We start from the raw sequence: 26,809 nt of genomic DNA, 5'->3' as shown, positions 1-26,809 counted from the left end.
GTCGGGCCTCAGGCGCCGGGTTTCAGGCACCGGGTCTCAGACATTTTCGCCGCACAGTTCGGCGTAGGCCGAGTGGTTGTGGATAGACTCGAAATTCTCCGAAGCCACCGACCAGCGGCCGATGCGGGGCTCGGCCATGAGGCGCAGGGCGATGTCCCGCACCAGGTCCTCGACGAACTTGGGATTGTCGTAGGCCCGTTCGGTGACCCACTTCTCGTCCGGGCGCTTCAAGAGGCCGAAGACCTCGCAGGAGGCTTCCTCCTCAGCCAGGCGCACCAGTTCCTCCACCGCCATGGGCTGGCGCAGTTCGGCACTGATGGTGATGTGGGAGCGCTGGTTGTGGGCGCCGTACTCGGAAATTTTCTTGGAGCAGGGGCAGAGGCTGGTGACCGGGGCGGTCACCGCCAGGGTGGTGCGGATCGGGGCGCCGGGCTGTTGCTCCACCTGCAGGCGCACGTCGTAGTCGAGCAGGCTGGAAACGCCGGAAACCGGGGCCGCCTTGGCGATGAAGTAGGGGAAGGCCAGGTCGATGCTGCCGCTCTCGGCCTGCAGGTGGCCCAGCATTTCCTGCAGCAGGGCCGGCAGGTCCGCCGCCTGCAGGGCGCCCCGGGGGCGTTCGAGAATTTCGACGAAGCGGGACATGTGGGTGCCCTTCACCTCCGGCGCCAGGCCTACGGCCATGGTCAGCTCGGCCACCGTGTGCTGCACGGCGCCGTCGGCGGTGGCCAGGGCCAGGGGATAGCGCAGGCTCTTCACGCCGACCTTCTGGATCGCCAGCTGGCGCTGATCCGGGGTGGCCTGGACATCGGGCAGGTGGAACATCTTGTCCGGTGCATTCATATCGTCTCTCCGTGGGGTTGGGGGCGGCGTGGCGCCTTTTTGTCGTTCAGGGCTGGGCCAGGAAACGCTGGATGGCCTGGCGCAGCTGGGGGGCGTTGGGCGTGGTGCGGCTGCCGAAGGACAGCACGGTCTTGCCGCTGCGGTCGATCAGGTATTTGTGGAAATTCCATTGCGGCACCTGGCCCGTGGCCTTGGCCAGGGCCTGGTAGAAGGGGTTGGCGTCCTTGCCCACCACCGAGGTCTTGGCCAGCATGGGGAAGCGCACGCCGTAGGTGAGACGGCAGAAATCGGCGATCTCCTGGTTGGAGCCCGGTTCCTGCTGGCCGAAGTCGTTGGCCGGGAAGCCCAGCACCACCAGGCCCTGGCCCTTCAGTTCGGCGTAGAGGTCTTCCAGACCGTCGTACTGGTTGGTGAAGCCGCAGTAGGAGGCGGTATTGACCACCAGCAGCACCTTGCCGGCGTACTGGCAGAGGGGCTGGGGCTTTTCGTCCTGCAGGGCGGGGAAGGTGTGCTGCAGCAGGGGCGGGCAATCGGCGGCGCTGGCCGGCATGGCGGTTCCTATCAGGCTGAACAGGACGAGGAGGGCGGGCAGAACTCGGGCGGCAAGTCGGGACATGAATCCTCCGGACAGGGGCAGGTCGATGGTTCCAGGCCAGCAGCCCGGCTTACTCAAGACAGCAACTGGCGGCTCCGGGTTCCCGGCCCAGGCCCCCGCACGGAGGCGGATGCTGCAAAAAAGCAGGGAACCGGGCGGCATTGGCGCTGTCTGTAGCTGCGCGCCCCCAACTCCAACAGAGAAAGCATAAAAATGCTCTACCCGGAACTCTTCACCAGCCTGGAAAAAGCCCGCTGGAACATGGCCGACGACATTCCCTGGGACCAGTTCGACGCCGGCCTGCTCTCCGACGAGCAGGCCATCACCATCAAGATGAACGCCATCACCGAATGGTCCGCCCTGCCGGCCACGGAGATGTTCCTGCGGGACAACAAGGACGATTCCGACTTTTCCGCCTTCATGTCCATCTGGTTCTACGAAGAGCAGAAGCATTCCCTGGTGCTGCAGGAATACCTGCGCCGCTTCCGTCCCGAGCTGGTGCCGACGGAGGAGGAGCTGCACGCCGTGCGCTTCGAGTTCGACCCGGCCCCGCCCCTGGAAACCCTGATGCTGCATTTCTGCGGCGAAGTGCGTCTGACCCAGTGGTACCGCCGGGCCAGCGAATGGCACACCGAGCCGGTGATCAAGGCCATCTACGACCACATCTCCCGGGACGAGGCCCGCCACGGCGGCGCCTACCTCAAGTACATGAAGCGGGCCATCGACAAGTTCGGCGACAGCGCCCGGGCCGCCTTCGCCAAGCTGGGCATGCTGATGGCCGCCAGCGGCCGTTCCGGCAAGCCCCTGCACCCCACCAACCTGCACGTGAACCAGAGCCTCTTCCCCAACGACACGGTGCAAAGCCGCCTGCCGGACCCGGAATGGCTGGAACGCTGGCTCGACACCCAGATCTGTTTCGACAAGACCTGGGAAGCCCGGGTGGTGGGCGGCATCCTGCGCAACCTCTCCAGCCTCTTCGACCAGACTTTCGAGACGGTGCAGGACCTGAGCCGCTACCGCAAAACCCTCAAGGTGGCCTGAGGCCGCTCCGCCGCTTCCCGCTTTTCTCTCTCACCGGCCCGGCGGCGCCAGCCTGGCGCCCCGGCTCTGGTAAAATCTCCCGTCTTTGCGGCCGCCACCGGGCGGCCAGCCGTTCTGCCGTGGAGAAATAGCAATGTACAAGTCCCCCCTCATCCAGGATCTGCACGATCGCGGGCTCATCGCCCAGCTGACCGACGCCCAGGCGCTCGATCAACTGCTGACCCAGGAGTCGGTGACCCTCTATTGCGGCTTCGATCCCACTGCCGACAGCCTGCACCTGGGCCATCTGGTGCCGGTGCTGATCCTGAAGCGCTTCCAGGAAGCCGGCCACAAGCCCATCGCCCTGGTGGGCGGCGCCACCGGCATGATCGGCGACCCCAGCTTCAAGGCCACCGAGCGCAAGCTCAACACCCCCGACGTGATCGCCACCTGGGTGGAGAAGATCCGCGGCCAGGTCATGCCCTTCCTCAAGTTCGACGGCCCCAACGCCGCCCGCATGGCCAACAACTACGAGTGGTTCAGCGGCATGAACTGCCTGGAATTCCTGCGCGACATCGGCAAGCACTTCTCGGTGAACGCCATGATCAAGAAGGAATCGGTGCAGCAGCGCCTGGTGCGGGAAGACCAGGGCATCTCCTACACCGAATTCTCCTACAGCCTGCTGCAGGGCTACGACTTCGCCGAGCTGTACAAGCGTTTCGGCTGCATCCTGCAGGTGGGCGGCTCCGACCAGTGGGGCAACATCGTCGCCGGCACCGACCTGACCCGCCGCCTGCACCAGCAGCAGGTCTACGGCATGACCGTGCCCTTGATCACCAAGGCTGACGGCACCAAGTTCGGCAAGACCGAATCCGGCGCCGTCTGGCTCGACCCGAAGAAGACCTCGCCCTACGCCTTCTACCAGTTCTGGCTCAACACCAGCGACGCGGACGTCTACAAGTTCCTCAAATTCTTCACCTTCCTGCCCCTGACCCGCATCGCCGAAATCGAGGCGGCGGACAAGGCCGGCGGCGGCAAGCCCGAAGCCCAGCGCATCCTGGCCGAGGAAGCCACCCGCCTGGTGCACGGCGACGAGGCCCTCAAGGCGGCCCAGCGCATTTCCCACAGCCTGTTCTCCGGCGAACTGGCCTCTTTGACGGAAAACGACCTGGAGCAGCTGGCCCAGGACGGCATGCCCGGCGTCGCCATCGACAAGGCCCAGGGCGGCCTCATCGACGCCCTGGTGGCGGCCAACTTGGCCAAGTCCAAGTCCGAAGCCCGCACCTTCATCCAGAGCGGCAGCGTGGCCATCAACGGCCAGAAGGTGGAAGGCATCGAGCACCAGATCGGCGAAGGCGAGCGCCTCTTCGGCCGCTTCACCATCCTGCGCCGGGGCAAGAAGCAGTACGGGCTGGTGAGCTGGATCTGACGCTGCTTTAAAAGCGTTGGCCACAGAGGGCACAGAGGTCGCCGGGAAGGTGGGTCTGTGCCCTTGTCGTTTTCAGGGGGTGCCTGGAGAGGCAGCAGGCATGGGCTTGGGCGGCATGGCATGCCGGGGACGGCCGTCTTTGCTGCCTCCCGGGCCATGCCTACTTTCTTTTCGCCACAGCTACAGGCGTACCCACACCTGCACCTCCACCCGCCGCCAGGGATTCCTGTGGCGGGTGAGGCGGCTGATGCGGGCTTCCAGTACTTCGCCCCGGTCCAGGGCGGCGGCCACGGCGGCGTTTTCCGCCCGGGGCAGGTAGCCCAGCTTGGCCTTGCGCCACTCCACCCGCACCGCCCGGGGATCGTGGGGATTGTCCGGCTCCCGGTGCAGGGTCAGGGGATCGCCCACGGCCATGGCCGGCCACAGGGTGTCGCTGCCGTAATACTGGCTGCCGGCCAGGGGCGAGCTCTGCACCAGGATGCGCACCTCGGCGGCCCCCACCGGCGCCGCCAGCAGCAGGCACGAGAGCAGGAAGGTCCTAATCGGCGTCGAAGGCATTCTTGAGCCATTCCAAGGGCGCGCTCGCCGCCTCGCCCTGCAACAGCACGCAGTCGAAACGGCAGGCGCTGTCGCCCTGTTCCTGCAGCCAGTGGCGGGCCGCCAGGATCAGGCGCTGCTGCTTTTTCCGGGTAATGCTGGCGGCGGCGCCGCCGAAATCCCCGTTGCGGCGCAGGCGCACCTCGACGAAGACCGTGGTGCGGCCGTCGCGGCAGACCAGGTCGATTTCGCCGCCCCTGACCCGGTAGTTGCGCGCCAGCACCTTCAATCCCCGGCCCTCCAGCCAGGCGGCGGCCCGCGCCTCGGCCAGGCTGCCGTCGGCCTGCCGCGGGTCCCGGGCGGGGGAGGGGGCTGCTGCCGTGGTATCTTTGGCGCCTGTGTTCACGGTCCGGCTCGCGAGTATTGATGACAATTGAATCTGCATTGTATGTGGTCCCCACCCCCCTGGGGAATCTCCAGGACATGAGCCTGCGCGCCGTGGAGGTGCTCAAGGCGGTGCCCTGGGTCGCCGCCGAGGACACCCGCCACAGCCAGCCCCTGCTGCGCCACTTCGGCAGCGGCGCCCGTCTGCTGCCGGCCCACCAGCACAACGAGGAACAGGCCGCCCAGGGGGTCATCGACAAGCTGGCCGCCGGCGAGGCCGTGGCCCTGGTCTCCGACGCCGGCACCCCCGCCTTTTCCGACCCCGGCGCCCGCATCGTCGCCCGGGTACGGGAGGCGGGCTTCAAGGTGGTGCCCCTGCCCGGCGCCTGCGCCGCGGTGACGGCCCTCTCCGCCTCCGGCCTGATGGCGCCCCATTTCCTCTTCTACGGCTTCCTCCCGGCCAAGGCCGGCCAGCGCCAGAAGGAACTGGAAGCCCTGGCGGCCCTGCCCTACACCCTGGTCTTCTACGAGGCGCCCCACCGGGTGCTGGAATCGGTGGAGGCCCTGGCCGCCGCCTTCGGCCCGGAACGCACCATCGTCTTCGCCCGGGAACTGACCAAGCTGTTCGAGACCATTCACGCCTGTCCCCTGGGCGAGGCCCTGGAATGGCTGCAGGCCGACGCCAACCGCCAGCGCGGCGAGTTCGTGCTGCTGGTGGAAGCCGCGCCGGAGGATGCGGACGACGGCGCCGGCGAGCGGGTGCTCAGGCTGCTGCTGGCGGAAGGCCTGCCGGTGAAGCAGTGCGCCAAGCTGGCCGCCGAAATCACCGGCGCCTCCAAGAACGAGCTGTACCAGAAGGCCCTGGCCCTCAAGGACGCCGGCTGAGGCGACCGCAGCTGCCCGCCAAGTCCCTACAGACAGTGGGGCAGGGCGGCAGCTAAAATTACGTTTATCAGCCGCAAGGCCCTTTGACGAAGAACTTCCATGCAAATCACCATCACCCGTCCCGACGACTGGCACCTGCACCTGCGCGACGGCGAAGCCCTGGCCGCCGTGCTGCCCCATACCGCCCGCCAGTTCGCCCGGGCTATCGTCATGCCCAACCTGAAGCCGCCGGTGACCACGGTGGAGCAGGCTGCCGCCTACCGCCAGCGCATCCTGGCGGCCCTGCCGGCCGGCATGAGCTTCGAGCCCCTGATGACCCTGTACCTGACGGACAACACCCCGGCCGGCGAAATCGCCGCCGCCGTGGCCTCTGGCTTCGTCAAGGCGGTCAAGCTCTACCCCGCCGGGGCGACCACCAATTCCGACGCCGGTGTCACCAGCCTGGCCAAGTGCTCGGCAGCCCTGGCCGAGATGGAAAAGCAGGGCCTTCCCCTGCTGGTGCACGGTGAAGTAACCGATCCGGCCATCGATCTCTTCGACCGGGAAAAGGCCTTCATCGATACCGTCATGATTCCCCTGCTGAAGGACTTCCCTGGCCTCAAGGTGGTGTTCGAGCACATCACCACCGCCGACGCGGCGGCCTTCGTTGCCGAGAGCGGCGCCAACATCGGCGCCACCATCACCGCCCACCACCTGCTCTACAACCGCAATGCCATCTTCCAGGGCGGCGTGCGTCCCCACTGGTACTGCCTGCCGGTGCTGAAGCGCGAGACCCACCGCCAGGCCCTGGTGCAGGCGGCCATCTCCGGCAATCCCAAGTTCTTCCTCGGTACCGACTCGGCGCCCCACGCCACCGGCGCCAAGGAGGCGGCCTGCGGCTGTGCCGGCTGCTACACCGCCCTGCATGCCATGGAACTGTATGCCGAGGCCTTCGACAATGCGGGCGCCCTGGACAAGCTGGAGGGCTTTGCCAGCTTCCACGGCGCCGACTTCTACGGCCTGCCGCGCAACAGCGGCAAGATCACCCTGGAAAAGAAGGCCCAGGCCGTGCCTGCCAGCCTGGCCTACCTGAGCGGCGACAGCCTGACCCCCCTGCGGGCCGGCGAGAGCCTGCCCTGGACCTTCGTCGCCTGACGACCTGACCGCGCCACCGCTTCCCCGAGGATGCCTGCCATGAAGAAGCCCCTGCTGCTCCTGCCCCTGCTGCCCCTGCCCCTGCTAGCCGGCTGCATCAATGACGCCGCCGCCTATCGCATCGATGGCCGCGACCACGCCATCAGCGTCTCCCGGGAGCAGAACTTCTTCTGGGAGAAGACGGTGAAGTTCGCCGTCATCGCCGCCCGCCTGCCGGACTGCCAGCGCATCCACCTGCTCAATCCGGCTCCCCGCAACACCAGGGTCGAGCTGTGGCAGCCCGGTCCCGGCACCTTCGTGCTGAAGCAGGGCGAGGCCTATTTCCTCACCGAAACCCAGACCTGCAAAGGCTTCCAGAAGCTGGCGGCGGCCCCCCAGGAAGGTCTGGGCGACAAGGTGGGCGTGTTCGAGGAGAAGGGCGACCGTTTCGTCTTCACCCCGGAACCCAAGCCCGCCACGCCGCCGGCTGCGGCGGCGGAAGCGGCGCCGGCCCCCGTCACGGAACCCGCCGCAGCGGCTCCTGCCGCGCCCGCGCCGACCCAGCAGTGAGCCGGCCGGCTCCCTACGCCAATCCCCTCTTCGCGCCTCTGGCTCCCTGGCTGGCGCGGCTGCAGCCGCCCTGGCCGACAGCGCCTGATGCCGCCGCCCTGGCCGGCCTGACGGCGCTGGCGGCCGGTCTGGCGTTGCGCTCGGCCACCGGCCATCCCCTGAGTTTTCCGCCGCCCCGGGACGACGGCCTGGGCTACGAGGCACGCATCGGCGCCAGCGGCCAGGTGGAAACCCGGCCCGACAACTGGCATGACTTCTTCAACGCCCTGGTGTGGTGCGCCTTTCCCCTGAGCAAGCAGGTCATCAACGGCCGCCACCTGCAGGCCCTGGCGGCAGCCGGGGACGATGCCCCGGGGAGTGGGCGCGGCGGCGCCCGGGATGCCATGACCCATTTCGACGAGTGCGGCGCCCTGGTGCTGTCCAGCGATCCTTCCCTGTTGCAGCTGCTGCGGGAGTTCCGCTGGCAGGAACTGTTCTGGCAGCGCCGGGCGGACCTGGCCGTTTCCCTGCGGGTGGTGGTGTTCGGCCACGCCACCTATGAGTCCCTGCTGGCCCCTTTCCGCGGGCTGACGGCCAAGGCGGTTCTCTACGAGGTGGATGCGGCAGCCCTGGCGGCGGTGGACCGGGGCGACCTCTCGGCCCTGGATGCGCGCCTGGCGACCGAGCTGGCCGCCGGCCGCCACGGCCGGCCCCGGGAGCTGCAGCCCCTGCCGCTGCTGGGCCTGCCCGGGGTGACCCCGGACAACGAAAATCCGGACTATTACGCCGATACCTGGCAATTCCGTCCGGGGCGGCGCGCCAAGCCCGTATAATGGCGGGGTGAAGCTGGCCAGGCAGCCGCTGGGTATTCGTACCGAGAGGAAAGTCCGGGCTCCATAGAGCGGGATGCTGGCTAACGGCCAGGCGCTATAAGCCGCAAGGCGAAGGCGACGGAAAGTGCAACAGAGAGCAGACCGCCGATGGCTCCGGTGCAAACCGGGGATCAGGCAAGGGTGAAACGGTGGCCGGACCTCAGGTCCGGACGGGCCGGCGCAAGCCGGTTCGGGGTAAGAGCCCACCGCGGCTGTGGCGACACAGACGGCACGGTAAACCCCATCCGGAGCAAGGCCAAATAGGGGAGCATCAGGCGTGGCTCGCGCTGCTCCCGGGTAGGCTGCTTGAGCGCCGTGGTAACACGGCGCCTAGAGGAATGGCTGCCAGGCGGCGGAGGTTCGCCTCCAACGCCCAACAGAACCCGGCTTATCGGCCAGCTTCACATCCCTTCCCGTATTTCCCAGACCCCCGCCCGTGGCCGGGGCCGGCAGGCGTTCGCCCGTCGTTCTTTCAGCTTGTCCCCATCCTTCTTTCTTGCGCTCGTCGTTTTGCCCGTCACTCCGATGGCATGGGATGCCCGGAGGGCGGATTGCGCCCTTCAACTCCTAATAAAGTACTTTCAGTTTGATTTGTATCAATATTGATTTTTAAGGAAATTTTTTCTGTAAAATTTTGTCAGAAAGCGCTGTAAGCCCTTGTCGCAAAAGAAAAAAATGCCATTTCCCCATTGACGCTAAGGTTTGAGTGCACTAAAGTGGTGAAACGTGGTGTTCGGTGGTGAATTGTGGAGTGAGCGAAATCCTCCCGCCTGCCGAAGGACCTCGGGGGAAACCAGGGGAAGTCATGTTTCAAGGGGCGGATACGCTGAGTCTGGATGCGAAGGGGCGGCTGGCTGTGCCAGCACGTCACCGGCCCGAACTCGCCCTCAATTCCGCCGGCCGCCTGGTGGTCAATTACCACCCCCACGGTTGCCTCAAGGTCTATCCCGAGTCGGTATGGCAGCCCATCGCCGACAAGTTGTCCAAGATCGCCACCATGAATCCCGCCACCGCCGCGGTGCGCCGGGTGATCCTGGGGACCGCTTCCGTCCAGGAAGCCGACTCCACCGGACGTCTTCTTCTCCCTCCCGCCCTGCGTTCCCTGGCCAAGCTGGATAAACAGGTGATGCTGGTGGGCATGGGTGACCACTTTGAAATCTGGAGCGAGGACTCCTGGGCCAAGCAGAACGAGCTGGCCCTGGCGGCGCTCCAGGATCCTGAGGCTCTCGCCAGTTTCGAGGGCATTGTTCTGTGACCACCGAACGTAGTACCCACGTCACCGTGCTCCTGCAGGAAGCGGTGACGGCCCTCCGCGTTGACCAGCGGGGCGTCTATGTGGACGGCACTTTCGGCCGCGGCGGGCACAGCCGGCTGATCCTCGAGTCCCTCGGGCCCGAGGGGCGGCTGGTGGCTTTCGATCGGGATCCCCGGGCCATCGCGGCCGGGGCGGCGATCCAGGACAAGCGTTTTTCGCTGCATCACACCCCTTTCAGCGAGATGGGGGAGGTGTTGCAGCAACAGGGAATCGGGCTGGTGGACGGGGTGCTCCTGGATATCGGAGTGTCTTCGCCCCAGATCGATGAGGGAGAGCGGGGCTTCAGCTTCAGATTCGATGCCCCTCTCGACATGCGCATGGACACCACCCGGGGCGAAACCGCCGCGGAATGGCTGGCCCGCGCCGATGAGACGGAAATTGCGGAGGTTATAAGGGACTATGGGGAAGAACGGTTTGCTAAGCAGATTGCAAAGAAGATTGTGGCTGCTCGGTCCGAGCGGCCTGTTGCAACCACAAGGCAGCTTGCCGCGCTCGTCGCTGAAGCCGTGCGGACCCGCGAGCCCGGTCAGGACCCGGCGACGCGAAGCTTTCAAGCTATACGGATTCATATCAATCAAGAGCTCCAGGAGCTCTCGCTAGCCCTCTCCCAGGCCCTGGCGCTGCTCAAGCCCGGCGGCCGACTGGCGGTGATTTCCTTCCATTCCCTGGAGGATCGCATCGTCAAGAATTTCCTGCGTGACCAAGCCGAGCCTGCCAGTCACCTGCCCAAGGGGCTGCCCCTGCGTGCCGACCAATTGCCCCAGCCGACCCTGGTGCTGGTGGGCAAGGCGGTGCGGGCCTCCAAGGAGGAAGTGGCGGCCAATCCCCGTTCCCGCAGCGCCATCATGCGCGTGGCGGAACGCACCGCAGTGCCCCTGAGCCGGAAGGTGGTCTGAGATGCTGCGCCTCAACCTGTTCCTGCTGCTGGCGGCCATGATCTGTGCCCTGGGAGTGGTCACCTCCCAGCACAAGGCGCGCAAGCTGTTCCAGGAGCTGGAAGGGGAGCAGGAGCGGGCCCGCAGCCTGGACGTGGAGTGGGGCCAGCTGCAGCTGGAACTGTCCACCTGGGCCACCCATCCCCGCATCGAGAAAATCGCCCGGGACAAGCTGCACATGCATGCGCCGGAGCCGGCGAAGGTGGTCAACGTGCCCGCAGGAGGCCGCTGAGATGGCCCGGGCCCGCAGCCACCGCTACACCGAAAGCCCGGTGCTCCAGCTGGCTTTCCCCGCCTGGCGCTCCCGCCTCGCCGCCCTCGCCTTGCTCGGGGGCTTTGCCGTTCTGGCCGGCCGTTCCTTCTATCTGCAGGTGATCAACAACGATTTCCTCCAGGAAAAGGGCGAGTCCCGCTATCGCCGGGAGCTGGAAATCTCCGCCTCCCGCGGTCGCATCACCGACCGCAACGGCGACGTGCTGGCCGTGTCCACCCCCATGCGCTCCATCTGGGCCATCCCGGCGGACGTCAAACTGACCCCGGAGCAGTCCCAGAACCTGGCCAAGATGCTGGAAATGGACGGCCGCGAGCTGAACCGCCGCCTGGCCGAGGACAAGAACTTCGTCTACCTGAAGCGGCAGATCCCGCCGGACACCGGGGAGCGCATCGCCGCCCTGAAGCTGCCGGGCATCCACCAGAACAAGGAATACCGCCGCTACTACCCCTCCGGCGACATGACCGCCCACATCGTCGGCTTCACCGGCGTGGACGACAAGGGCCTGGAGGGCGTCGAGCTGGCCTTCCAGGACCAGCTTCTGGGCCGCCCCGGTTTCCGCAGCGTGATCAAGGACCGCCGCGGCCAGATCGTCGAGGACGTGGGCTCGGTGAAGCCGCCCCAGGACGGCAAGGACATCACCCTGGCCCTGGATTCCAAGATCCAGTACCTGGCCTTCTCCCAGCTGAAGCAGGCGGTGGACGATAACGACGCCAAGGCCGGTGGTGCCGTGGTGGTGGATGCCCGCAGCGGCGAAATCCTGGCCCTGGCCAATTGGCCCACCTACAACCCCAACAACCGGGCCAACCTGTCCGGCGCCCAGCTGCGCAACCGGGCCGTCACCGACACCTACGAACCCGGTTCCACCATGAAGCCCTTCTCGGCGGCCCTGGCTCTGGAGAAGGGCAAGTTCCGTTTCGATTCGGTCATCAACACCGCCCCGGGCAAGCTGACCATCGGCACCGCCACCATTTCCGACTCCCACGCCCACGGCCTGCTGACCCTGGCCCAGGTGATCCAGAAATCCTCCAACGTGGGCATCGCCAAGGTGGCCGGCACCTTCCCGCCCGAGGAAATGTGGACCATGTTCGACAACCTGGGCTTCGGCCAGGCGCCCAAGCTCGGCTTCCCCGGCGAAGTGGGCGGCCGCCTGCGGCCGTGGAAAACCTGGCGCCCCATCGAACAGGCCACCATGAGCTACGGCCATGGCATTTCCGTTTCCCTGATGCAGATGGTGCGGGCCTACACCGTGTTCGCCCGGGACGGGGAGCTGATTCCCCTGACCCTGCTCAAGGGCGACGGCAATCCGGTGAAGGGCGAGCGGGTGTTCTCGCCCCAGACCGTGCGCGAGGTCCGGGCCATGCTGGAAATGGCGGTGCAGCCCGGTGGTACCGCGCCCAAGGCCCAGATCCCCGGCTACCGGGTGGCAGGCAAGACCGGTACCGCCCACAAGCTGGAAGGCGGCGTCTACGCCCGCAAGTACGTGGCCTCTTTTGTCGGCCTGGCCCCGGCCAGCGACCCCCGCCTGATCGTCGCCGTGATGATCGACGAGCCTTCCAGCGGCAAGCACTTCGGCGGCGACGTGGCCGGTCCCACCTTTGCCAACATCATGAGCGGTGCCCTGCGCACCCTGGGCGTGCCCCAGGATGCGGCCCTGCAGGTGGCCGGCTCCAACGCCGGCAAGGAGGCCCTGTGAGCGGCGCCATCGTGGCACAGGCCCTTCTCGACCAACTGCGCGCCCAGGGCGCCGCCGTCACCCGGCTGGAGAACGACAGCCGCCGGGTGCAGCCCGGCGACGTCTTCGTCGCCTATCCCGGCCATGCCGCCGACGGCCGCAGCTTCATCCCCGCCGCCCTGGAGAAGGGTGCTGCCGGCGTCTTCTGGGAAGCCCGGGATTTTGCCTGGAATCCTGCCTGGGCCGCCGTGCCCCAGCTGGGCGTGGACAACCTGCAGTCCTTCGCCGGCCATCTGGCCAACCTGGTCTATGGCCGGCCTTCGGAGCAGCTGGCCCTGGTGGGCGTCACCGGCACCAACGGCAAGACCACCTGCAGCCAGTGGATCGCCCAGGCCCTGGGCGGCGCTGGCCGCCCCTGCGCCGTCATCGGCACCCTCGGCAACGGCTTTCCCGACGCCCTGGGCGAAGCCGCCAACACCACGCCCGACGCCCTGGCCCTGCACCGCCTGCTGGCCGAGTACAAGGCTGCCGGCGCCGTCGCCTGCGCCATGGAAGTCTCTTCCATCGGCCTCGACCAGGGCCGCTGCCACGGTGCCCGCTTCTCCGTCGCCGTGTTCACCAACCTGACCCGGGACCACCTGGACTACCACGGCACCATGGCCGCCTACGGCGCCGCCAAGGAGCGGCTCTTCGCCTGGCCCGAGCTGAACGAGGCGGTGATCAACCTGGACGATCCCTTCGGCCGGGAGCTGCTGGCCCAGACCACCGCCAGCCTGCGCATCGGCTACACCCTGGAAGGCCGTCAGGCGCCCGAGGCCGACTGGCTTCTGTCTGCCGAAAACCTGCGCCATGGCGCCGAAGGCCTGGCCTTCACCCTGTTCGCCCCCCAGGGCCGGGTGGAGGTGGAAACCGGCCTGGTGGGTCGCTACAACGTGGCCAACCTGCTGGCCGTGGCCGGCGCCCTGCTGGCCCTGGGCCTGCCCCTGGGAACGGTGGGCCAGCGCCTGTGCCGCCTGACCCCGCCCGCCGGCCGCATGCAGCGTTTTGGCGGCAAGGGCCTGCCCCTGGTGGTGGTGGATTACGCCCACTCCCCCGATGCCCTGGAAAACGCCCTGACCGCCCTGCGGGAAGTGGCCCAGGCCCGGGGCGGTCGCCTGCACTGCGTCTTCGGCTGCGGCGGCGACCGGGACAAGGGCAAGCGCCCCCTCATGGGCAGCGTCGCCGCCCGCCTGGCCGATGAAGTGCTGCTGACCAGCGACAACCCGCGCAGCGAAGATCCCCTGACCATCCTGGCCGAGATCCGCGCCGGAGCGCCGGAGGCAGCGCTGGAGGCGGAGCGGGAGGTAGCCGTGGCCCACGCCGTGCTGCGGGCGGACGTGGCCGACGTGGTGCTGGTGGCCGGCAAGGGCCACGAGCCCTATCAGGAAATCATGGGTGCCGCCGGCCTGGTGCGGCGCCCCTATTCGGACATCGAGGCCGTGGCGCGGGCCCTGCAACAGCGCGCCGGGAGCATGGCAGCATGATGGATCTATTCGAAGTGGCCCGGGCCACCAACGGCACCGCCTACGGCAGCAACGTGCTGTTCGGCGGCGTTTCCACCGACAGCCGCAGCGTCGGCCGCGGCGAGCTGTTCGTCGCCCTGCGCGGCGAGCGTTTCGACGGCCACGAATACCTGGCCCAGGCCGGCGAGCGGGGCGCCTGCGCCGCCGTGGTGGCCGTGGATACGGTGGAACAGCTGCAGGGCAAGGTCAGCCTGCCCCTGGTGGCGGTGGCCGACACCCGCCTGGCCCTGGGCGCCCTGGCCGGCTATTGGCGGGCCAAGTTCTCCCTGCCCCTGATCGCCGTCACCGGCTCCAACGGCAAGACCAGCACCAAGGAAATGATCGCCTCCATCCTCCAGGCCCAGGCCGTGCTGGATGGCTACGATCCGGCCATGGTGGTGCTGGCGACCCAGGGCAACTTCAACAACGACATCGGCCTGCCCCTGACCCTGCTCAAGCTGCGCACCACCCACCGTTCCGGCGTCATCGAGATGGGCATGAACCATCCCGGCGAGATCGGCTACCTGACCCGCCTGGCCCAGCCCACCGTGGCCCTGGTGACCAACGCCCAGCGCGCCCACCTGGAAGGCATGGGCGACCTGCAGCAGGTGGCCGAGGAAAAGGCCACCATCTATGCCGGCCTGAAGCCCGGCGGCGTCGCCCTGGTCAGCGCCGACGACGCCTTCGCCGCTTACTGGAAGGGCGTGAACGAGCGTCGCCGTGTCGTCACCTTCGGCCTGGACAAGCCCGCCGACGTGGGCGGCAAGGTGCAGCTGCACGGCCTGGAAACCCGCATCGACCTGATCTCGCCCAAGGGCAATGCCGCCATCCGCCTGCGGGTGCCCGGCCTGCACAACGCCCGCAACGCCGTGGCCGCTGCTGCCGCCGCCCTGGCCGGCGGTATTTCCCTGGCGGCCGTGGTCGGCGGGCTGGAGTCCTTCCGTGGCGTCAAGGGCCGCCTGCAGCAGAAGCAGGCCGCCGCCGGCGCCGTCATCCTGGACGACACCTACAACGCCAATCCGGATTCGGTGCGGGCCGGCATCGACGTGCTGGCCGCCACCGTGGGCCGCAAGATCCTGGTGCTGGGCGACATGGGTGAGATCGGCGCCATGAGCGGCCAGTATCACGACGAAATCGGCGGCTACGCCAAGTCCCAGGGCGTGGACCAGCTCCACTGCCTGGGCGAGGCCGCGGCCCAGGCGGCGCGCAACTTCGGCGCCGGCGGCCACCACTACAAGAACCTCGAGGCCCTGGTGCAGGCGGTGCAGGCCGAACTGACCGGCGATACCACCGTGCTGGTGAAAGGCTCCCGCTTCATGAAGATGGAGCGGGTGGTGGACGCCCTGACGGCGCCGGCCGCCAACCAAAATTCCAAGGAGAACAGCTGATGCTGCTGCTGATCGCCCAATGGCTGGGCCAGGATATCCGGGCCTTCAACGTCTTCAACTACATCACCCTGCGCATGGTGCTGGCCGCCATGACCTCCCTGCTCATCTCCTTTGTCGCCGGTCCCGGCGTCATCCGCTGGCTGGCGGCGAAGAAGATCGGCCAGGCGGTGCGTACCGACGGCCCCCAGACCCATCTGGTGAAGACCGGCACCCCCACCATGGGCGGCGTCCTTATCCTCATCGCCATCGGCATCACCACCCTGCTCTGGGGCGACCTCTCCAACCGCTATGTCTGGGTGGTGCTGGTGGTGACCCTGGGCTTCGGCGCCGTGGGTTGGTACGACGACTGGAAGAAGGTGGTGTACCGGGACCCCAACGGCCTGGCTTCCCGCTGGAAGTTCTTCTGGCAGTCCGTCTTCGGCCTGGCGGCCGCCGTCTATCTGGGGCTTTCCGCCACCGGCCCGGCCCAGACCGAAGTGATCATTCCCTTCTTCAAGGCCTTCTCCTATCCCCTGGGTGTGATCGGCTTCATCACCCTGACCTACTTCGTCATCGTCGGCACCTCCAACGCGGTGAACCTCACCGACGGCCTGGACGGTTTGGCCATCATGCCCACCGTCATGGTGGCGGCGGCCCTGGCGGTGTTCGCCTACGTCGCCGGCCACGCCGGCTACGCCAAGTACCTGTTCCTGCCCTATGTGCCGGGCGCCGGCGAGCTGGCCGTGTTCCTCGGCGCCCTGTGCGGCGCCGGCCTGGGCTTCCTGTGGTTCAACGCCTATCCGGCCGAGGTGTTCATGGGCGACGTGGGCGCCCTGGCCCTGGGCGCGGCCCTGGGCACCGTGGCGGTGATCGTGCGCCAGGAAATCGTGCTGCTGATCATGGGCGGCGTCTTCGTCGTCGAAACCCTGTCGGTGATGCTGCAGGTGAGCTGGTTCAAATACACCAAGAAACGCTACGGCGAGGGGCGACGCATCCTGCTCATGGCGCCCCTGCATCACCACTTCGAACAGAAGGGCTGGAAGGAAACCCAGGTGGTGGTCCGCTTCTGGATCATCACCATCATGCTGGTGCTGTTCGGCCTCTCCACTCTGAAGCTGCGTTGAAACTGCGTTAAGCGAAGGCAATAGAACGAAATGAACGTCCAAGGCAAACAGGCGGTGGTAGTGGGACTCGGCGAGTCCGGCCTGGCCATGGCCAAATGGCTGGCCCGGGAAGGCGCGCGGGTGCGCGTCGCCGACAGCCGTGCCCTGCCGCCCAATGCGGACGCCTTCCGCAGCGCCGTGCCATCTGCGGAGCTTGTCACCGGCCCGTTCCAGGCCGCTACCTTCGCCGGGGCAGATTTCATCGCCATCTCCCCGGGGGTGCCGGTGGAGCAGGTGAGCGCCGTGGCCGGCGCCGTGCCCCTGGTTTCCGAAATCGAACTCTTTGCCTGGGCCCTGGGCCGCTACAGCCCCGCCGCCAAGGTCATCGCCATTACCGGCAGCAACGGCAAGACCACCACCACGGCTCTCACCGGCGCCCTCGGTGCCGCCGCCGGCCTTAACACCCGGGTCGCCGGCAACATCTCCCCCGCCGCCCTGGACGCCCTGATGGATGCCCTCGACGGCAACGACCTGCCGCAGCTGTGGGTGCTGGAACTGTCCAGCTTCCAGCTGGAAACCACCCACAGCCTCAACGCCGACGCCGCCACCGTGCTCAACGTCTCGGAAGACCACCTGGACCGCTACGCCGGCTCCATGGACCGCTACACCGAGGCCAAGGCCCGCATCTTCCAGGGCAAGGGCGCCATGATCCTCAACCGGGACGACGACCGCAGCCTGGGCCTGGGCCGCTGCGGCCGCAATTTCGTCACCTTCGGCCTGGACCAGCCGGGCCGGGCACTGGATTACGGTATTGCTGACGGCTGCTTGATGCGCGGCAACGACAAGCTGCTGGCCCTGGCCGAGATGCAGCTGACCGGCCTGCACAACGCCGCCAATGCCATGGCCGCCCTGGCCCTGCTGGAGGCGGTGGGCGTCGCTCCCGCCGCCGTGCTGCCCGCCCTCAAGGCCTTCAAGGGTCTGCCCCACCGGGTGGAACACGTGGCCCGCATCGGCGCCGTCGATTACTACGACGATTCCAAGGGCACCAACGTGGGCGCCACCCTGGCCGCCATCGAGGGCCTGGGCCGGCCCCTGGCCATCGTCCTCGGCGGCGACGGCAAGGGTCAGGACTTCTCGCCCCTCAAGGCTGCCCTGCAGCAGCACGGCCGTGCCGTGGCCCTGATCGGCAAGGACGGCCCGGCCATCGGCCAGGCCATTGCCGGCTGCGGCCTGCCCACTGAATCCTTCGCCGACATGGCCGCCGCCGTCGCCTGGCTGGCCGCCCAGGCCAAGGCCGGCGACGCAGTGCTGCTGTCCCCGGCCTGCGCCAGCCTGGACATGTACAAGAACTACGCCCACCGCGCCCAGGCCTTCATCGACGCGGTGCAACAGCTGGAGGGCCGGGCATGAGCATGGTCCAGGCCCTCAATCAGCCGCGCCAGGAGCCCACGGAAGTGGACATGCTCCTGCTCTGGTCCGTCCTCGGCCTGCTGGCCCTGGGGCTGGTGATGGTCTATTCCTCCTCCATCGCTACCGCCGAGGGCAGCAAGGCCTTCGGCTACCAGCCGGCCTACTTCCTCATCCGCCACGGCGTCTTTCTCTGCGTCGCCATGGTGGCTGCCGCCGTGGCCTTCCAGGTGCCGGTCAAGGTGTGGCAGGAACTGGCGCCCTGGCTGTTCCTGACCGGTGCCGTGCTGTTGGCCGTGGTGCTGATTCCGGGCATCGGCCGGGACGTGAACGGCGCCCGCCGCTGGCTGCCCCTGGGCTTCGCCAATCTGCAGCCGTCCGAGCTGATGAAGCTGTTCGCCGTGCTCTACGCCGCCGACTACACGGTGCGCAAGATGCCCCACATGCACGACCTGAAGAAGGCCTTCCTGCCCATGGCTGGGGCCATGGTGGTGATCGGCGGCCTGCTGCTGAAGGAGCCGGACTTCGGCGCCTTCGTCGTCATCATCAGCATCGCCATCGGCATCCTCTTCCTCGGCGGCATGCGGGCCCGGCTCTTCGCCGTGCTGTTCGTGGTGCTGCTGGCCGCCTTCGCCATCCTCATCATCGTCTCTCCCTACCGGCGCGACCGTCTCTTCGGCTTCATGGACCCCTGGTCCGACGCCTTCGGTAAGGGCTACCAGCTGTCCCATGCCCTGATTGCCTTTGGCCGCGGCGAGCTGTTCGGTGTCGGCCTCGGCGGCAGCGTGGAAAAACTGTTCTACCTGCCCGAAGCCCACACCGACTTCCTCCTCGCCGTGATCGCCGAGGAACTGGGCTTTGTCGGCGTCCTGGTGGTGGTGGGCCTGTTCGCCCTGCTGGTGCAGCGGGCCTTCGCCATCGGCCGCCAGGCGGTGGCCCTGGAACGTCTCTACCCGGCCCTGGTGGCCATGGGCATCGGCATCTGGATGGGGGTGCAGTCCTTCATCAACATGGGAGTGAACATGGGCCTGCTGCCCACCAAGGGTCTGACCCTGCCCCTGATGAGCTTCGGCGGCTCCGGCGTCCTGGCCAACTGCGTGGCCCTGGCCATCCTGCTGCGGGTGGACTGGGAGAATCGACAATTGATGCGGGGAGGCAAGGTATGAGCCAGAAGACCCTGCTGGTCATGGCCGGCGGCACCGGCGGCCACATCTTCCCCGCCCTGGCGGTGGCCGACTACATGCACGAGGCCGGCTGGAACGTGGTGTGGATGGGCAACCCGGCGGGCATGGAAGCCCGGCTGGTGCCCCAGCGCGGCTTCCCCCTGGTGCCGGTGAAGTTCGGCGCCCTGCGCGGCAAGGGCTTGCTGCGCAAGCTGCTGCTGCCCCTCAATCTGCTGCGGGGCTTCTGGCAGGCCTTCCGCGCCATCCGCGTGGTCAAGCCCGACGTGGTGCTGGGCATGGGCGGCTACATCACCTTCCCCGGCGGCATGATGGCCGCCCTGCTGGGCAAGCCCCTGGTGGTGCATGAACAGAATTCCGTCGCCGGCCTGGCCAATAAGGTCCTGGCCGGCGTCGCCGACCGGGTGGTCACCGGCTTCCCCGACGTGATGAAGAACGGGGAGTGGGTGGGCAACCCGGTGCGTCCGGAAATCGCCGCCCTGGGCGACCCCCTGAAGCGCTACGAAGGCCGGGAAGGCAATCTGCACCTGCTGGTGGTGGGCGGCAGCCTGGGCGCCCAGGCCCTCAACGACACGGTACCCAAGGCTCTGGCCCTGTTCGACGAGGCCGAGCGGCCCCAGGTGGTGCACCAGGCCGGCGAGAAGATGATCGACGCCCTCAAGGCCGGCTACGACGCCGCCGGCGTCGCCGCCCACTGCGTGCCTTTCATCGACGACATGGCTGGCGCCTACGAATGGGCCGACCTGGTGATCTGCCGCGCCGGCGCCCTCACCGTGGCCGAGCTGGCCGCCGCCGGCGTGCCGGCCATCCTGGTGCCCTATCCCCATGCGGTGGACGACCACCAGACCGGCAATGCCGAATTCCTGACCCAGGTGGGCGGCGCCATCCTCCTGCCCCAGAACGAACTGACGCCGGAGCGCCTGGCGCTCCTCAAGGAAATGCCCCGCAGCCAGCTGGCCCAGATGGGCGAGAAGGCGCGGGAGCTGGCCAAGCCCAATGCCACGGCCATGGTGGCCAAGGCATGCATGGAAGCTGCGAGCAAAGAATGAAACACAAGATCAAACATCTGCATTTCGTCGGCATCGGCGGCTCGGGCATGAGCGGCATCGCCGAGGTCATGCTCAACCTGGGCTACCAGGTGTCCGGCTCCGACCTGGGCGAGAACGCCGCCACGGCCCGCCTCACCGCCCAGGGCGCCAAGGTCATCAAGGGCCACGATGCGGCCAATATCGCCGGTGCCGACGCCGTGGTGGTCTCCACCGCCGTCAAGGCCGACAACCCTGAAGTGGTGGCGGCCCGGGAGGCCCACATCCCGGTGGTGCCCCGGGCCCAGATGCTGGCCGAGCTGATGCGCCTGAAGCAGGGCATCGCCGTCGCCGGCACCCACGGCAAGACCACCACCACCAGCCTGGTGGCCTCCATCCTGGCTGAAGGCGGCCTGGACCCCACCTTCGTCATCGGCGGTCGTCTCAATGCGGCCGGCGCCAATGCCCGCCTGGGCTCCGGCGATTTCCTGGTGGCCGAGGCGGACGAGTCCGACGCCTCCTTCCTGCTGCTGTCGCCGGTGATTTCCATCGTCACCAACATCGACGCCGACCACATGGAAACCTACGGCCACGACTTCGGCCGGCTCAAGGGCGCCTTCGTCGATTTTCTCAACCGCCTGCCCTTCTACGGCGTGGCGGTGCTGTGCGTGGATGACCCCAATGTGCGGGAGATCCTGCCCCAGGTGCCCAAGCAGGTGATCCGCTACGGCCTGGACCCGGCCACCTGCAACGTCTACGCCGAGAACATCGTCGAGGCCGGCGGCCAGATGAAGTTCGATGCGGTGCGGGTCAATGGCAGCACCACCCGCCTGTCCATCACCCTCAACCTGCCGGGCCGCCACTACGTGCTCAACGCCCTGGCCGCCATTGCCGTGGCCACCGAGGTGGGCGTGGCTGACGAAGCCATCGTCACCGCCCTGGCCGAATTCAAGGGCGTCGGCCGGCGCTTCCAGCGTTACGGTGAAGTGGCCTGCCCGACCGGCGGCAGCTTCACCCTGGTGGACGACTACGGCCACCACCCGGTGGAAATGGCCGCCACCCTGGCCGCCGCCCGCGGCGCCTTCCCCGGGCGCCGCCTGGTGCTGGCCTTCCAGCCCCACCGCTACAGCCGCACCCGGGACTGCTTCGAAGATTTCGTGAAAGTGCTGTCCACCGTGGACACCCTGCTCCTGGCCGACGTCTATGCGGCCGGCGAGCAACCCATCGTCGCCGCCGACGGCCGGGCCCTGGCCCGGGCCCTGCGGGTGGGCGGCAAGGTGGAGCCGGTGTTCGTGGAGGACATCGCCGCCATGCAGCAGACCATTCTGGATTGCGTCCGGGACGGCGATGTGGTGCTGACCATGGGCGCCGGTTCCATCGGCGGCATCCCGGCCAAATTAGCCGCCCAGCCGGCGGCCAAGTAAGTGAGTGTGTGAGAGAGCAATGAACAAGGATTTCGGCAAAGTGGCGGTTCTCTTCGGCGGCAAGTCTGCCGAGCGGGCCGTTTCCCTCAACAGCGGCTCCCGCGTGCTGGCGGCCCTGCAGCACCAGGGCGTGGACGCCCACGCCTTCGATCCGGCGGAACGTTCCCTGGACGAATTGAAGGGCTTCGACCGGGCCTTCATCGCCCTGCACGGCCGCTTCGGCGAAGACGGCACCATCCAGGGCGCCCTGGAGCTGATGGGCATCCCCTATACCGGCAGCGGCGTCCTGGCCTCCGCCCTGGGCATGGACAAGTGGCGCACCAAGCTGATGTGGCAGGCCGTGGGCCTGCCGGTGCCGGCCTATGCCATGGTGAACGAACACAGTGATTTCGCCGAGGTGGAAGAGGAGCTGGGCCTGCCCCTGTTCGTCAAGCCGGCCTGCGAGGGCTCCTCCATCGGCATTTCCAAGGTCAAGACCGAGGGCGGCCTGCAGGCCGCCTACGCCGCCGCCGCCGAGCACGACAAATTGGTGCTGGTGGAGCAGGGCATTACCGGCGGCGAATACACCGTGGCCATCATCGGCCAGGGCGACGACATGCGGGCCCTGCCCATCATCAAGATCGAGCCGGCCAACGAGTTCTACGACTACGAAGCCAAGTACCTGCGGGACGACACCCGCTACCTGTGCCCCTGCGGCCTTCCCGCCGAGAAGGAGGCCGAGATCCAGGCCGGCGCCCTGAAAGCCTTCCGGGCCATCGGCGGCCGCGGCTGGGGCCGGGTGGACTTCCTCATGGACGAGGCCGGCAACCACTACTACCTGGAGGTGAATACCTCCCCCGGCATGACCGACCACTCCCTGGTGCCCATGGCGGCCCGGGTGGCGGGCATGGATTACGAACAGCTGGTGCTGAGGGTCCTGGCCCTCGCCACCCTGGGCTAAGGACAGCGAGGCGACATGTGGCACAAGCCCCAGCTCATGACGGCCGTAGCCGACCTGCTGCTTGCAGCGGGCGCGGCGGCTTTGCTCGTGGCGCTGGGCCTGGGCGCCGCCCGCCTGCCCCTGTTCCCCCTCAAGGAAGTGGTGTTCGCCCAGGAACTGCGCGAAGTGCAGCGGGGCGAAGTGGAGCGGGCCCTGTCCGGTCTGGTGCGGGGCAATTTCTTCAGCGTCAATCTGGATGCCCTGCGTACCGCCCTGGAAAAGCTGCCCTGGGTGCGCAAGGCGGAGGTGCGCAGGGCCTGGCCTTCCCGCCTGGAAGTGCGGGTCGAGGAGCATCGTCCGGCGGCGCGCTGGGGCGAGGGCAGCGGCCAGCTGGTGAATACCTACGGCGAAGTGTTCGCCGCCAGCCTGCCCCAGTCCCGGGGGGAAGGGCTGCCCCAGCTGAACGGCCCCATCGGCACGGCTCCGGACGTGCTGCGCCGTTTCGACGAGTTTTCCCGGCAGTTGCAGCCCACCGGGCGGCAGCCGCTGCAGCTGGTGCTGTCGCCCCGGCTGGCCTGGCAGCTGAAGCTGGACGACGGCATGGTGCTGGAGCTGGGGCGGGAGCAGCCCAAGGCGCCGGTGGGCCAGCGCCTGTCACGTTTCATCGAGATTTATCACACGGTGCTGGCGGAGCGCACGCCCCGGCCCCAGGTGGTGGATTTGCGGTACCCCAACGGTTTCGCCCTGCGACTGGCGGCCGCGGGGAAATGAGTGCAATGCAAAAAGTAGCGAAGGCAAAGGAACATCATGAGCAGGGATAGCAAGGAACTGGTCGTCGGCCTGGACATCGGCACCTCGAAGATCGTGGCGCTGGTGGCGGAGATCACCCCGGAGGGGCGTCTCAACGTCATCGGCATGGGCAGCCAGGATTCCAAGGGGCTGAAAAAAGGCGTCGTGGTCAACATCGAGGAGACCGTCAGTGCCATTTCCCGGGTGATCCAGGAGGTGGAGCTGATGGCCGACTGCAAGGTGGCCAACGTCTATACGGGCATCGCCGGCAGCCACATCAAGAGTTTCAACTCCAACGGCATGGTGGCCATCAAGGACAAGGAAGTGAACACCATGGACCTGGACCGGGTGATCGAGACCGCCCGCGCCATGCCCATCCCGGCCGACCAGGAGATCCTGCACATCCTGACCCAGGAATTCATCATCGACGACCAGGACGGCATCCGCGAGCCCATCGGCATGAGCGGCTTCCGCCTCGAAGTGAAGGTGCACATCGTCACCGGCGCCGTCTCCGCCGCCCAGAACATCGTCAAGTGCGTGCGCCGCTGCGGCCTGGAGGTGAACGACCTGGTGCTGCAGCCCCTGGCCTCCAGCTTCGCCGTGCTCTCCGAGGACGAGAAGGATCTGGGCGTGTGCCTGGTGGATATCGGCGGCGGCACCACCGACATCGCCGTGTGGACCCAGGGCGCCATCCGCCACACCTCGGTCATCCCCATCGCCGGCGACCAGGTCACCAACGACATCGCCATGGCCCTGCGCACCCCCACCCGGGAGGCGGAGGACATCAAGCGCAAGTACGGCTGCGCCCTGTCCCAGCTGGCCGACCCGGAAGAGGTGCTGGAGGTGGCAGGGGTGGACGACCGCCCCAGCCGCAAGCTCTCCCGTCGCGCCCTGGCCGACGTGATCCAGCCCCGGGTGGAGGAGCTGTTCGAACTGATTCAGGCCGAGCTGCGCCGTTCCGGCTTCGACGAGGTGCTGTCTTCCGGCATCGTCCTCACCGGCGGCGCTTCGGTGATGCCCGGCATGATCGAGCTGGGCGAAGAGATATTCCACATGCCGGTGCGTCTGGGCGTACCCAAGTACGCCGGCGCCCTCGCGGATGTGGTGCAGAGCCCGCGCTTCTCCACTGCCTTCGGCCTGCTGATCGAGGCCCAGACCCAGCGCAAGCGGGGTCTGAAGGTGCAGGAGACGCGCAGTGTCAAGCAGGTGTTTTCCAGCATGAAGTCCTGGTTCGAGAAGAATTTCTAAAAAGTTTCTATGCAAGCTGTTTTGTTCAACGCAAGTTTGAATGTGGTTAATTGAAGGAGGCGATCCATGTTTGAAATTATTGATAAAGAAGAATCGAGCGGAACCGTGATCAAGGTGGTTGGCGTCGGCGGTGCCGGCGGCAATGCCGTGGATCACATGATCCGTGAAGGGGTGAACGGCGTGCAGTTCGTCGCCGCCAACACCGATGCCCAGGCCCTGAGCCGCAACATGGCAGCCGACAAGATGCAGCTCGGTGCCTCCGGCCTCGGTGCCGGCGCCAAGCCGGAAGCCGGCCGCGCCGCTGCCCTTGAAGAGCGGGAGCGCATCGCCGAGCAGCTGAAGGGCGCCAACATGGTCTTCATCACCGCCGGCATGGGCGGCGGCACCGGTACCGGCGCCGCTCCCATCGTGGCGGAAGTGGCCAAGGAAATGGGCATCCTCACCGTGGCCGTGGTGACCAAGCCCTTCGGCTTCGAAGGCAAGCGCCTGAAGGCCGCCGAGGCCGGCATCGCCGAGCTGCAGAAGCACGTCGATTCCCTGGTGGTGATCCTCAACGACAAGCTGATGGAAGTCCTGGGCGACGATGTGTCCATGGAAGAGGCTTTCAAGGCTGCCGACAACGTCCTGCGCAATGCCGTAGGCGGTATCGCGGAAATCATCAATCTCCCCGGTCTGGTGAACGTGGACTTTGAAGACGTGCGCACCGTCATGGGCGAAATGGGCATGGCCATGATGGGCTCCGCCTACGCTTCCGGCGTGGACCGGGCCCGCATCGCTGCCGAACAGGCCGTGGCTTCCCCCCTGCTGGAAGGCATCAACCTGTCCGGTGCCCGCGGTGTGCTGGTGAACATCACCGCCTCCCGCAGCCTGAAGATGAAGGAAGTGAACGAGGTGATGAAGACCATCAAGGAATTCGCCGCCGAGGACGCCCACATCATCTTCGGCGCCGTGTTCGACGAAGCCATGGGCGAGCAGCTGCGCGTCACCGTGGTCGCCACCGGCCTGGGCAAGGCGGAAGCCCGCCGCCAGTCCTTCGAGGTGATCAACACCGCCGTGCGTACCGGTACCGACGACGCTCCCATGGCCATCGACTACGGCCAGCTGGACGCCGTGCCTGCCGTTATCCGCAAGGGCCGCAACGCCACCGTCGAAGCCCTGGCCAACAGCGGCGTCGATCGTTACGACATCCCGGCCTTCCTGCGCAAGCAGGCGGACTAAGGGTCGGGGGCGACCGGCCGGGCGTCTTTGCCTGCCCGTCTGACGGGCAAGCGGACGGCGCTGCCTCCCGCCGGGGTGACCGGCGTCTGGCGGTCGCCCAGACCTGCGGTAACGTGTTGTAACAAAACGCCTCCTTAAGGGGGAGCCCGCCTTCGTGCTAGAATGCGGGCTCCCCCCTTGTTCCGTCTTCGCTTTGATTTTGAAGCGGAAAAACGATTGCCGACATGTTGAAACAACGTACCCTCAAATCCCTGATCCGCGCCTCCGGCGTCGGTCTGCACAGTGGCGTCAAGGTCACCATGGCCCTGCGTCCTGCCGCGCCCGATACCGGCATCGTCTTCCGTCGCGTGGATCTGCCCCAGCCCGTGGAAATCCGTGCCGACGCCCTGCTGGTGGGTGATACGCGCATGTGTTCCTGCCTGGAGGTGGATGGGGTCAAGGTGGGGACGGTGGAACACCTGATGTCGGCCTTCGCCGGCCTGGGCATCGACAATGCCTACGTGGACCTGGATGCGGCCGAAGTGCCGATCCTCGACGGTTCCGCCGCACCTTTCGTCTTTCTTATCCAGTCGGCCGGCATCGAAGAGCAGCCGGCAGCCAAGAAATTCATCCGCGTCACGCGCCCCATCGAGGTGCGGGACGGCGACAAGTGGGCCCGCTTCGAGCCTTACGACGGCTACAAGCTGACCTTCTCCATCATTTTCAACCACCCGGCCATCGACAAGTCGGCCCAGTCCGTCAGCGTCGACTTCGCCGAGCAGTCCTACACCCGGGAAGTGGCCCGGGCCCGTACCTTCGGCTTCATGCAGGATGTGGAGATGCTGCGGGAAAACGGCCTGGCCCTGGGGGGCGGCCTGGAGAACGCCATCGTTCTCGACGAATACCGGGTGCTCAACAGCGACGGCCTGCGTTATGGCGACGAGTTCGTCAAACACAAGGTGCTGGATGCGGTGGGCGACCTCTACCTGCTGGGCCATCCCCTGCTGGCAGCCTTCACCGCCCACAAGTCGGGTCATGCCCTGAACAACATGCTGGCCCGCCAGCTGCTGCAGGAGCGCGAGTCCTGGGAGTGGGCCACCTTCGAAGACCAGTCCCAGGCTCCGGCAGGCGTCGCCCGCTGGCTGGAACTGCCGGTCCAGGCGGCCTGAGCCGGCGCGGGAGGCCGCC

26 protein-coding genes and 1 other RNA gene are annotated in these 26,809 nt (G+C 67.3%); 23 read left to right on the top strand and 4 right to left on the bottom strand.

Annotated elements, in window-relative coordinates; all coding sequences use genetic code 11:
* Nucleotides 1-36: 36 nt before the first annotated feature.
* Both folE2 and OEL49_RS12650 read right to left on the bottom strand, forming a co-directional pair.
* Complete coding sequence (gene folE2, locus OEL49_RS12655) at nt 37-840, bottom strand: GTP cyclohydrolase FolE2 (protein WP_287874949.1); 804 nt, start codon at nt 838-840, stop codon at nt 37-39.
* Between the two features lie 46 nt (nt 841-886).
* Nucleotides 887-1,456 (bottom strand): glutathione peroxidase, encoded by a 570-nt coding sequence (locus OEL49_RS12650; protein WP_287874947.1) that lies wholly within the window; start codon nt 1,454-1,456, stop codon nt 887-889.
* A 192-nt stretch (nt 1,457-1,648) separates the two neighbouring features.
* Between OEL49_RS12650 and OEL49_RS12645 the strand changes: the two genes are divergently transcribed.
* Both OEL49_RS12645 and tyrS read left to right on the top strand, forming a co-directional pair.
* Nucleotides 1,649-2,476: a ferritin gene (locus tag OEL49_RS12645; protein WP_014235376.1), complete on the top strand. Its 828-nt coding sequence runs from the start codon at nt 1,649-1,651 to the stop codon at nt 2,474-2,476.
* A gap of 133 nt (nt 2,477-2,609) precedes the next feature.
* Nucleotides 2,610-3,884: a tyrosine--tRNA ligase gene (tyrS, locus tag OEL49_RS12640; protein WP_014235375.1), complete on the top strand. Its 1,275-nt coding sequence runs from the start codon at nt 2,610-2,612 to the stop codon at nt 3,882-3,884.
* A 180-nt stretch (nt 3,885-4,064) separates the two neighbouring features.
* Here tyrS and OEL49_RS12635 read toward each other — a convergent pair whose 3' ends face one another.
* Together OEL49_RS12635 and OEL49_RS12630 are read right to left on the bottom strand one after the other, a co-directional pair.
* Nucleotides 4,065-4,442, bottom strand: coding sequence for an HIRAN domain-containing protein (locus OEL49_RS12635; protein ID WP_152089823.1), 378 nt, complete (start codon nt 4,440-4,442; stop codon nt 4,065-4,067).
* The gene (locus OEL49_RS12630) at nt 4,423-4,827 is read right to left on the bottom strand and encodes a YraN family protein (protein WP_172974727.1); all 405 of its coding nucleotides are present in this window, start codon (nt 4,825-4,827) and stop codon (nt 4,423-4,425) included. The genes OEL49_RS12635 and OEL49_RS12630 overlap by 20 nt, the downstream gene beginning before the upstream one ends.
* Nucleotides 4,828-4,847: 20 nt before the next feature.
* Between OEL49_RS12630 and rsmI the strand changes: the two genes are divergently transcribed.
* The 21 genes from rsmI (at nt 4,848) to lpxC (ending at nt 26,790) form a co-directional block, all read left to right on the top strand.
* Nucleotides 4,848-5,690 (top strand): 16S rRNA (cytidine(1402)-2'-O)-methyltransferase, encoded by an 843-nt coding sequence (gene rsmI, locus OEL49_RS12625; RefSeq protein ID WP_287874941.1) that lies wholly within the window; start codon nt 4,848-4,850, stop codon nt 5,688-5,690.
* 99 nt (nt 5,691-5,789) lie between these two features.
* Entirely contained in the window at nt 5,790-6,824 is a 1,035-nt protein-coding gene (gene pyrC / locus OEL49_RS12620) for a dihydroorotase (protein WP_287874939.1), read from the top strand.
* 39 nt (nt 6,825-6,863) lie between these two features.
* Nucleotides 6,864-7,373, top strand: coding sequence for a hypothetical protein (locus tag OEL49_RS12615; RefSeq protein WP_287874937.1), 510 nt, complete (start codon nt 6,864-6,866; stop codon nt 7,371-7,373).
* Nucleotides 7,370-8,185, top strand: a complete 816-nt coding sequence (locus tag OEL49_RS12610) for a DUF3025 domain-containing protein (RefSeq protein WP_287874935.1) — start codon at nt 7,370-7,372, stop codon at nt 8,183-8,185. Before OEL49_RS12615 ends, OEL49_RS12610 begins: the two co-directional genes overlap by 4 nt.
* Nucleotides 8,186-8,194: 9 nt before the next feature.
* Nucleotides 8,195-8,631, top strand: an RNA gene (gene rnpB, locus OEL49_RS12605) — RNase P RNA component class A.
* A 398-nt stretch (nt 8,632-9,029) separates the two neighbouring features.
* On the top strand, nt 9,030-9,479 hold the full coding sequence (mraZ, locus tag OEL49_RS12600; RefSeq protein ID WP_014235368.1) for a division/cell wall cluster transcriptional repressor MraZ: 450 nt from the start codon (nt 9,030-9,032) through the stop codon (nt 9,477-9,479).
* On the top strand, nt 9,476-10,435 hold the full coding sequence (rsmH, locus tag OEL49_RS12595; protein ID WP_287874932.1) for a 16S rRNA (cytosine(1402)-N(4))-methyltransferase RsmH: 960 nt from the start codon (nt 9,476-9,478) through the stop codon (nt 10,433-10,435). Before mraZ ends, rsmH begins: the two co-directional genes overlap by 4 nt.
* A 1-nt stretch (nt 10,436) precedes the next feature.
* The gene (gene ftsL / locus OEL49_RS12590) at nt 10,437-10,706 is read left to right on the top strand and encodes a cell division protein FtsL (protein ID WP_287874930.1); all 270 of its coding nucleotides are present in this window, start codon (nt 10,437-10,439) and stop codon (nt 10,704-10,706) included.
* Nucleotide 10,707: 1 nt separating this feature from the next.
* Nucleotides 10,708-12,441: a peptidoglycan D,D-transpeptidase FtsI family protein gene (locus OEL49_RS12585; protein ID WP_130459178.1), complete on the top strand. Its 1,734-nt coding sequence runs from the start codon at nt 10,708-10,710 to the stop codon at nt 12,439-12,441.
* The gene (locus OEL49_RS12580) at nt 12,438-13,943 is read left to right on the top strand and encodes a UDP-N-acetylmuramoyl-L-alanyl-D-glutamate--2,6-diaminopimelate ligase (RefSeq protein ID WP_287874926.1); all 1,506 of its coding nucleotides are present in this window, start codon (nt 12,438-12,440) and stop codon (nt 13,941-13,943) included. Before OEL49_RS12585 ends, OEL49_RS12580 begins: the two co-directional genes overlap by 4 nt.
* Entirely contained in the window at nt 13,940-15,349 is a 1,410-nt protein-coding gene (locus OEL49_RS12575) for a UDP-N-acetylmuramoyl-tripeptide--D-alanyl-D-alanine ligase (protein WP_287874924.1), read from the top strand. The genes OEL49_RS12580 and OEL49_RS12575 overlap by 4 nt, the downstream gene beginning before the upstream one ends.
* The gene (mraY, locus tag OEL49_RS12570) at nt 15,349-16,452 is read left to right on the top strand and encodes a phospho-N-acetylmuramoyl-pentapeptide-transferase (protein WP_014235362.1); all 1,104 of its coding nucleotides are present in this window, start codon (nt 15,349-15,351) and stop codon (nt 16,450-16,452) included. Before OEL49_RS12575 ends, mraY begins: the two co-directional genes overlap by 1 nt.
* 30 nt (nt 16,453-16,482) lie before the next feature.
* Nucleotides 16,483-17,841: a UDP-N-acetylmuramoyl-L-alanine--D-glutamate ligase gene (murD, locus tag OEL49_RS12565; protein WP_014235361.1), complete on the top strand. Its 1,359-nt coding sequence runs from the start codon at nt 16,483-16,485 to the stop codon at nt 17,839-17,841.
* A complete protein-coding gene (gene ftsW, locus OEL49_RS12560; protein ID WP_014235360.1) occupies nt 17,838-19,004 on the top strand; it encodes a putative lipid II flippase FtsW in 1,167 nt (388 codons plus the stop codon). Before murD ends, ftsW begins: the two co-directional genes overlap by 4 nt.
* Complete coding sequence (gene murG, locus OEL49_RS12555; protein ID WP_287874920.1) at nt 19,001-20,068, top strand: undecaprenyldiphospho-muramoylpentapeptide beta-N-acetylglucosaminyltransferase; 1,068 nt, start codon at nt 19,001-19,003, stop codon at nt 20,066-20,068. The genes ftsW and murG overlap by 4 nt, the downstream gene beginning before the upstream one ends.
* A complete protein-coding gene (gene murC / locus OEL49_RS12550; RefSeq protein ID WP_287874918.1) occupies nt 20,065-21,468 on the top strand; it encodes a UDP-N-acetylmuramate--L-alanine ligase in 1,404 nt (467 codons plus the stop codon). Before murG ends, murC begins: the two co-directional genes overlap by 4 nt.
* 19 nt (nt 21,469-21,487) lie before the next feature.
* Nucleotides 21,488-22,408 carry a D-alanine--D-alanine ligase gene (locus tag OEL49_RS12545; protein WP_014235357.1) on the top strand — a complete coding sequence of 307 codons (921 nt, stop codon included), beginning with the start codon at nt 21,488-21,490 and terminating at the stop codon, nt 22,406-22,408.
* Between the two features lie 15 nt (nt 22,409-22,423).
* Nucleotides 22,424-23,158 carry a cell division protein FtsQ/DivIB gene (locus OEL49_RS12540; protein WP_014235356.1) on the top strand — a complete coding sequence of 245 codons (735 nt, stop codon included), beginning with the start codon at nt 22,424-22,426 and terminating at the stop codon, nt 23,156-23,158.
* A 33-nt stretch (nt 23,159-23,191) separates the two neighbouring features.
* On the top strand, nt 23,192-24,424 hold the full coding sequence (ftsA, locus tag OEL49_RS12535; RefSeq protein ID WP_414635387.1) for a cell division protein FtsA: 1,233 nt from the start codon (nt 23,192-23,194) through the stop codon (nt 24,422-24,424).
* Nucleotides 24,425-24,490: 66 nt separating this feature from the next.
* Entirely contained in the window at nt 24,491-25,642 is a 1,152-nt protein-coding gene (gene ftsZ / locus OEL49_RS12530) for a cell division protein FtsZ (protein WP_014235354.1), read from the top strand.
* 224 nt (nt 25,643-25,866) lie between these two features.
* Nucleotides 25,867-26,790 (top strand): UDP-3-O-acyl-N-acetylglucosamine deacetylase, encoded by a 924-nt coding sequence (lpxC, locus tag OEL49_RS12525; RefSeq protein WP_130459170.1) that lies wholly within the window; start codon nt 25,867-25,869, stop codon nt 26,788-26,790.
* The last annotated feature ends 19 nt before the right edge of the window (nt 26,791-26,809 follow it).

Origin of the sequence: Azospira sp., from assembly GCF_030247495.1 — a bacterium.
Lineage (GTDB): Bacteria > Pseudomonadota > Gammaproteobacteria > Burkholderiales > Rhodocyclaceae > Azospira > Azospira oryzae.
This window is presented reverse-complemented; position numbering and strand designations above follow the sequence as displayed.

Coding starts and splice junctions, on each gene's coding strand:
- ftsZ (WP_014235354.1), top strand. CDS start 24,491: ATGTTTGAAATTATTGATAAAGAAGAATCGAGCGGAACCGTGATCAAG.
- murC (WP_287874918.1), top strand. CDS start 20,065: ATGAAACACAAGATCAAACATCTGCATTTCGTCGGCATCGGCGGCTCG.
- OEL49_RS12615 (WP_287874937.1), top strand. CDS start 6,864: ATGAAGAAGCCCCTGCTGCTCCTGCCCCTGCTGCCCCTGCCCCTGCTA.
- OEL49_RS12650 (WP_287874947.1), bottom strand. CDS start 1,456: ATGTCCCGACTTGCCGCCCGAGTTCTGCCCGCCCTCCTCGTCCTGTTC.
- ftsW (WP_014235360.1), top strand. CDS start 17,838: ATGAGCATGGTCCAGGCCCTCAATCAGCCGCGCCAGGAGCCCACGGAA.
- lpxC (WP_130459170.1), top strand. CDS start 25,867: ATGTTGAAACAACGTACCCTCAAATCCCTGATCCGCGCCTCCGGCGTC.
- murG (WP_287874920.1), top strand. CDS start 19,001: ATGAGCCAGAAGACCCTGCTGGTCATGGCCGGCGGCACCGGCGGCCAC.
- OEL49_RS12540 (WP_014235356.1), top strand. CDS start 22,424: ATGTGGCACAAGCCCCAGCTCATGACGGCCGTAGCCGACCTGCTGCTT.
- OEL49_RS12635 (WP_152089823.1), bottom strand. CDS start 4,442: ATGCCTTCGACGCCGATTAGGACCTTCCTGCTCTCGTGCCTGCTGCTG.
- OEL49_RS12545 (WP_014235357.1), top strand. CDS start 21,488: ATGAACAAGGATTTCGGCAAAGTGGCGGTTCTCTTCGGCGGCAAGTCT.
- mraZ (WP_014235368.1), top strand. CDS start 9,030: ATGTTTCAAGGGGCGGATACGCTGAGTCTGGATGCGAAGGGGCGGCTG.
- tyrS (WP_014235375.1), top strand. CDS start 2,610: ATGTACAAGTCCCCCCTCATCCAGGATCTGCACGATCGCGGGCTCATC.
- folE2 (WP_287874949.1), bottom strand. CDS start 840: ATGAATGCACCGGACAAGATGTTCCACCTGCCCGATGTCCAGGCCACC.
- pyrC (WP_287874939.1), top strand. CDS start 5,790: ATGCAAATCACCATCACCCGTCCCGACGACTGGCACCTGCACCTGCGC.
- OEL49_RS12575 (WP_287874924.1), top strand. CDS start 13,940: ATGATGGATCTATTCGAAGTGGCCCGGGCCACCAACGGCACCGCCTAC.
- OEL49_RS12585 (WP_130459178.1), top strand. CDS start 10,708: ATGGCCCGGGCCCGCAGCCACCGCTACACCGAAAGCCCGGTGCTCCAG.
- ftsL (WP_287874930.1), top strand. CDS start 10,437: ATGCTGCGCCTCAACCTGTTCCTGCTGCTGGCGGCCATGATCTGTGCC.
- rsmI (WP_287874941.1), top strand. CDS start 4,848: ATGACAATTGAATCTGCATTGTATGTGGTCCCCACCCCCCTGGGGAAT.
- OEL49_RS12645 (WP_014235376.1), top strand. CDS start 1,649: ATGCTCTACCCGGAACTCTTCACCAGCCTGGAAAAAGCCCGCTGGAAC.
- mraY (WP_014235362.1), top strand. CDS start 15,349: ATGCTGCTGCTGATCGCCCAATGGCTGGGCCAGGATATCCGGGCCTTC.
- murD (WP_014235361.1), top strand. CDS start 16,483: ATGAACGTCCAAGGCAAACAGGCGGTGGTAGTGGGACTCGGCGAGTCC.